Origin of the sequence: Diaphorobacter ruginosibacter (assembly GCF_040396215.1) — a bacterium.
In the GTDB taxonomy this organism is placed as follows: domain Bacteria; phylum Pseudomonadota; class Gammaproteobacteria; order Burkholderiales; family Burkholderiaceae_C; genus Diaphorobacter_A; species Diaphorobacter_A ruginosibacter_A.
In genome coordinates this window covers 1-3777 of the sequence record NZ_JBEBOW010000212.1, presented here as the reverse complement: position 1 = coordinate 3777, position 3777 = coordinate 1, and the positions used below count along the sequence as shown (strand labels likewise).

Here is a 3777-nt window from a genome sequence, read left to right as displayed (position 1 = left end):
GTTCGACATCCAGCGCATCCGCTCCGCCAGCGTGCTGCTCGTGGATACGCAGGCACGGCCCCTGGCGCTCGGCAGCCGCGCCGTCGCGCGTCCCGCGGCAAAGGACGCCACGGCCGGGCCGGACAACGCTGCCGTCGTGGGCTATGACGGCGCGACCTACTTCGAGACGCTGTCGGCGCACAACCGCATCGAGGTGACGCTGCCCGACGGGCAGAGCTGCACCGCGCTGCTCGACTGGCCCTACGCATCGCCGGTCGACACCATCCCGGTGATCGGCCCCCTCACCTGCCAACCAGGCTAGCGCCATGACGCATTCCACACGCTTGTTCCGAGCCTTGCTGGGCTTTCTCGCCGCCTGCGCGCTGTGGCTCGCGGGCGCGCAGAACGCGCATGCGCAGGACGTCGTATGCAGCAAGTTCACCATGCCCGGCGCCGTCGCGTTCGGCAGCTTCACACCATTCGACGCCGCGCCCACGACCAGCGGGCAGCTCTCCTTCGAGTGCTACAACACGAACTCCGCCATCTTGGGAATCGGCAATTCCATCTACGCCGCGGTCTGCTTCAACTTCGGGCCGGGCAGCGCCGGCACGTCGATCACTCCGCGCAGCATGACGACGACGGCATCCCCGGCCGCCGACGCCCTTCAGTACCAGCTCTACTCCAGCGCCAACACGCCATGGGGCACGCGCAGCGTGAGCGGATCACGCGCCGCCGAAGTGGTGCTCGAGCTCCCCGTCAAATGGCTGATCCTGGGCGACTACGTCAGAAAGACGGGAGCGGTGAACTACTCCGCCGCCATCACCTCGGGCCAGACCACTGCCGTGCCCGGGAGCTACCAGAGCAACTTCAGCGGCACGTCAGCGGAAATCGTCGTCGTCACGGGCAGCAGCTCCAGCGTCACCTGCCAGGGCGTCGGCGCCAGCAGCAGCAACGTATCGTTCACGCCGAAGAGCCTGTCGTTCTCGGTCACGGCCAAGGTGCTGCCGATATGCCATCTGGACACCTCCGGCGCCAACATGAATTTCGCGTCCATCGACCCGCTGGCATCCGGGCCGTTCGACGCCAGCAGCAGCCTGCGCACGCGCTGCACCAACAAAACCAGCTACCAGATCGCCATGGAACCGGGCGGCACGCCCACGCCGGCCAATGGCGCGGGCGTGCTGAAATCCAGCAGCACCGTCACCGGCGACCCAGACACCTACCTGAACTACAGCCTCTACCGCGACGCGGCCCGCACCCTGCCGTGGGGCAACATCCAGAACACCAACACCATGAGCCGTCAGGGAACGGGCGACTACGAGAGCGCCATTCCCATCTATGGGCGGATTGCCAGCGGCAACGTGCGCCCCGGCAGCTACTCGGATACGGTGGTGGTGAAGGTCATCTACTGAAACGGCCCGCGCCGCGTCAGAACTTCTCGTGCGCCCCGAGATAGCGCCACTGCCCCACCGGCAGGTTGCCCAGCGTGATCCTGCCGATGCGGATGCGCTTGAGCCCCACCACCTTCAGGCCGACCTGTTCGCACATGCGGCGGATCTGGCGCTTCTTGCCTTCGTTGAGCACGAAGCGCAGCTGCTCGGGGTTTTGCCACTCCACCTTGGCGGGACGCAGTTTCTGTCCATCCAGTGACAGGCCGTGATTGAGCAACGCGAGCTTGTCCTCGGGGAACACCGAGCGCACGTCCTTGTCATGGTCGCCATAGACCACGCGCACGAGATATTCCTTGTCCACGGTGGAGTCTTCGCCGATGAGCTGGCGCGCCACGCGGCCATCCTGCGTGAGCACGAGCAGTCCCACCGAATCGATGTCCAGACGCCCGCAGGGAGCCATCCCACGCAGTTGCCCCGGCGTGAAGCGCGTGCGGCTGGGGTCTTCCTGCCAACGCGTGCGCGGATTGATCAGCGCCACCGCCGGCGTGTGGCCATCCTCGGCCTGGCCGCTCACGTAGCCCATGGGCTTGTGCAGCAGGATCGTGACCTGCTGCTCCTGCAGGCCCTGCGCCTGGCGGTCCACTTCGATGCGGTCCGTTGGCGACACCTGCACGCCCATTTCCGCCACTTCGCCATTCACCCGCACCCATCCCCTGGAGATCCAGTCGTCGGCTTCGCGGCGCGAGCACAGCCCGAGATCCGCCATGCGCTTGTTCAGCCGCAGGGTGTCCGACGGCTGCCTGTCCGCCGAAGGCAGGCTGCCGCGCACGGGAACACCGGCAGCGGTGCGCGCACCCGGCAAGACGGGCGCGCCGCCGTCCGATGCCGACCAGGTATTCGCGCGCGGCCTGGGCACGAAAGCGGGCTTGGCGGAGGGTGGCGCCGCACGCGCGCCCGAGCGGCCCGCTCCGGCGGAGGGCGAGGCTGAAGCCGATGGCGGCGGTGTACGCCCCTGCCCGCCTGCGGTGGGCGGGCGCTTGAGCGCCAGGCGCGGGCGGGCGGACGGCTGCTGCGTCCCGGATACGGAAGAAGAAGAGGAAGAAGAAGGGTTGGATGGCTTTTCGGGCATGGCCGTATTGTCTCAAGCCCGCGCGCCGCCCGGATAGCCCGGCGTCTCGAAAACACCGCCGGGGACATTGATTCTCGCCCCTGCTCGCTTTCAGGCGATCTGTACCGAGGCCCCGGACGCGTCCACGACATCGCCATGCAGCGAGGCAGGCGCGGCGCCGTGGCGTCCGCGCCGCGGCATCAGGCCGCCGTCCTGCGCCTTCCGCTGGGTGAACATGCCGGTGCGCAGCGCCTGCAGGTCCAGCACGCGCACCCCGCCGTATTCGACGCTGATGGCTTTCTGCTCCTCCAGCGTGGACAGCGCCTCGTTCACCCGCTGGCGCGACAGCCCGACGATGTACGCCAGCTCCTGCTGCGTGATGCGCAGAATCTCGCCCACCGCCGGATAGAGCACCGGGTTGAACAGCGCCGCCAGACTGCGCGCCACGCGCACGTCGGGATTGCCCAGGCGGTCGATCTCGCGCGCGGCGATGAACTGGCCCAGCCGTTCGTTGAGCTGGTTCATCACGAAACGGTTGAAGCCGATCGAATGGTCGAGCAGCCAGTGGAACGTGTCGATCGGCAGGCCCGCCACCAGGCTCTTGCGCAACGCCTGGATGTTGTAGCGGTAAGGCTCGCGCTTGAGGGCCGTGCCTTCGCCAAACCAGCCGCCAGGCGGAACGCCGGTGAAGGTCATGGTCAGGCCATCGGCGTTGTCGGCACTCATCTTGAGCAGCCCCTCGACCAGTCCGAACCAATAAGTCACCGGGCGGCCGACGCGGCAAACATAGTCGCCGCGCAAGGCATCGCCCACCACCAGCGTGGCGAGTGCGCGCTCACGCTCGCCGGCGTTGAGCAGGCGCAGCCACGGAATGCCGTCGACCTCATGGACGGTGGGCGGGCGGCGGCGTTGATGCAGCGAAACTTCCTGGCTCATGAAGCGCGAGCATCGCTCAGTCGTCCCCGCGCACGCTAGCGGGATAACCCGATCACGTTGCTGCGCGGCAGCAGGTCATCCGCAGCGGCACGCATGGCCCACCGCGATCCGCCCCGGGGTGACAGCGTCACGGAAGCGCATAGCGGTATCCGCGAAACGTCCAGATCGTGCGCGCGTTTTCAATGCGCTCCAGCACCAGACCCGGCCCCGCCGAATCGCCTTCGTGCAGCACCTGCCCATTGACGATCACCATGCGGAACTGAGGGTTGCCCGAATAGGTGATGCCGGCCAGCTGCAGGTTGGGCAGCTGCTCACGGATGGCGGGAGGAAGATTCGCCATGTTGTAGATGGGACCGGCAGCGG

4 protein-coding genes and 1 pseudogene are annotated in these 3777 nt (G+C 67.5%); 2 read left to right on the top strand and 3 right to left on the bottom strand.

Annotated elements, in window-relative coordinates:
- Both ABWP92_RS16820 and ABWP92_RS16815 read left to right on the top strand, forming a co-directional pair.
- Positions 1 to 301: pseudogene (locus ABWP92_RS16820) on the top strand (hypothetical protein); the annotation flags it as partial.
- A 4-nt stretch (positions 302 to 305) separates the two neighbouring features.
- Complete coding sequence (locus ABWP92_RS16815) at positions 306 to 1391, top strand: Csu type fimbrial protein (protein WP_353236552.1); 1086 nt, start codon at positions 306 to 308, stop codon at positions 1389 to 1391.
- A 16-nt stretch (positions 1392 to 1407) separates the two neighbouring features.
- Here ABWP92_RS16815 and ABWP92_RS16810 read toward each other — a convergent pair whose 3' ends face one another.
- The 3 genes from ABWP92_RS16810 to ABWP92_RS16800 form a co-directional block, all read right to left on the bottom strand.
- The gene (locus tag ABWP92_RS16810) at positions 1408 to 2499 is read right to left on the bottom strand and encodes a pseudouridine synthase (protein ID WP_353236551.1); all 1092 of its coding nucleotides are present in this window, start codon (positions 2497 to 2499) and stop codon (positions 1408 to 1410) included.
- A gap of 90 nt (positions 2500 to 2589) precedes the next feature.
- On the bottom strand, positions 2590 to 3414 hold the full coding sequence (locus ABWP92_RS16805) for a Crp/Fnr family transcriptional regulator (RefSeq protein WP_353236550.1): 825 nt from the start codon (positions 3412 to 3414) through the stop codon (positions 2590 to 2592).
- Between the two features lie 127 nt (positions 3415 to 3541).
- A partial coding sequence (locus tag ABWP92_RS16800; protein WP_353236549.1) for a general secretion pathway protein GspB occupies positions 3542 to 3777 on the bottom strand: 236 nt, incomplete at its 5' end.

What these genes read in the sequence shown, in the direction of transcription:
- ABWP92_RS16815 (WP_353236552.1), top strand. Translation starts at nt 306, where the DNA reads ATGACGCATTCCACACGCTTGTTCCGAGCCTTGCTGGGCTTTCTCGCC.
- ABWP92_RS16810 (WP_353236551.1), bottom strand. Translation starts at nt 2,499, where the DNA reads ATGCCCGAAAAGCCATCCAACCCTTCTTCTTCCTCTTCTTCTTCCGTA.
- ABWP92_RS16805 (WP_353236550.1), bottom strand. Translation starts at nt 3,414, where the DNA reads ATGAGCCAGGAAGTTTCGCTGCATCAACGCCGCCGCCCGCCCACCGTC.